Source organism: Xanthobacter sp. BG11Y11_SDJG, from assembly GCF_057364445.1.
Window position 1 is genome coordinate 1 of the sequence record NZ_JBNFNU010000618.1, and the last position, 1646, is coordinate 1646.

At 72.7% G+C, this 1646-nt stretch carries 2 protein-coding genes; both read right to left on the bottom strand.

Annotation, left to right across the window (positions count from 1 at the left end):
- Nucleotides 1-468 (bottom strand): NAD(P)/FAD-dependent oxidoreductase (locus AC2W7M_RS25030; protein ID WP_486135771.1); only part of this gene is annotated, 468 nt, incomplete at its 3' end.
- Nucleotides 465-1646, bottom strand: a 1182-nt coding sequence (locus AC2W7M_RS25035; RefSeq protein ID WP_486135773.1) for a molybdopterin dinucleotide binding domain-containing protein, incomplete at its 5' end; no start/stop codon positions are given. The genes AC2W7M_RS25030 and AC2W7M_RS25035, both read right to left, overlap by 4 nt.

The following is a 1646-nucleotide window of genomic DNA, read 5'->3' on the forward strand; positions in this document are numbered from 1 at the left end:
CGCTCCTCCGGCCACGCGGCGGCCGGCGAAGGCGGCCCGGCTGCGCACCGCGTAATGCACCGAGCGTCCCTCATAGGCCTCGATGCCAGGAATGGGCGGGCGGTTCGGCCGGAAGGCGCCGCCGCCCAGCGCCAGGATCACCGCCGCAGCGGCGATCGCCGTCCCGTCCGCGAGGCGCACCGAAAAACCGCCCGGCGCGTCGTCGATGGCGATGGCCGCCTGCCCGCCACGGAATTCGGGGGCGTAGGGTGCCATCTGCGCCGCGAGGTCTTCCACCAGCGCACCCGCCGTCACCTGGGGGCGGCCGGGAATGTCGTAGATCGGCTTTTCCGGATAGAGCGCGGCGCACTGCCCGCCCATGGCCGGCAGCGCGTCCACCAGCATTGCGTCGAGCCCGAGCTGGCCGAGCGCGAAGGCGGCGAACATGCCGGCGGGGCCGGCGCCGACGATCAGGACCGGACGGCTCATGCGGGCATGGCCTCCCGCGCCTTGCGGACCTCGAGAAGGCCCACCTCCACGCCGTGGACCGACGTGCTCTCGGCGATGTCCGCCTTGGCGCCGTCGAACAGCACGTTGACGTTCGCCCCCGACGTGTCGAGGCCGGGCCAGCGGCCCTTGTGGATCACGAACATGCCCGGCTGCGCCTCGGCGGAGACCGCCACCGTCACCGCGAGCCGGCCGACCGTGTTGCCGAGCACCACCTCGTCGGCTTCCGTGAGGCCGAGGGCGGCGGCGTCGTCCGGATGGACGAACACGCGCGGCGCGCCAAGCTGCTTCAGGATCTTCTCGTCGTTGCCGTAGCTGGAATTCATCTGCCAGAGCGAGGCCGGCGAGAGCACGCGGAACCGGCCGCTCGGCGGCGGAGCGTCGGCGTGCGGGTAGGGGGTGCGCGGATAGCCCGCCGCCTCGGCCGCAGCGCAGGCGATCTCGGCCTTGCCGCTGGCGGTGGGGAATACGCCGCCGGCGAACGGCACCCGCCGTTCGGGGAAGGCGCGCACGGTGCCGCGCGCGGCGAGGTCGGCGAAGGTGCCGCTGAAAGGCGTCTGCGCCAGCAGGCGGGCGAGCAACGCCTCGTCGCTCTCGAACAGCTCCGGATCGTCGAGCCCCATGGCGGCGGCCAGCCGGCGGAAGATCTCCTGGTTCGGCAGGCTCTCGCCCATGGGCTCCATGGCCTTGGCCTGGGCCGAGATGGTGAGGTCGAAATAAGAGAGGATCAGGTCGTCGAACTCGAGAAAGCTCGCCGCCGGCAGCACGTAGTCGGCGAAGCGCGTGGTGTCGGTGTGGAAGATGTCCACCGCCACATGGAGCAGGTCCTCGCGCTTCAGCGCCGCCCCAAGCGCCGCCTGCTGGGGCGAGGAGGCCATGATGTTGTTGTTCCAGGTGAACAGCACGCGCGCCGCCGCGGGGTCCGCGAGCGTCGCCGCAAGGTCCATGTGGCTCACCGAAGGCGGCGCGGTGGCGGCGAGGTGCGGCGCGGTGAGGCTCGCCATGTCGATGCGCGCGCCGGCCGGGCCGGTTCGATGGTAGATGAGGCGACGGCCGGCGTTGCCGACTGATTGCCGGTGGCGAGCGCGAGCGCCGCCGCGCGCGGAGGCATTGCGCCGCGCGGCTGGCGCTGGCATGCCCTGGCCCAGCCAGACGCAGCG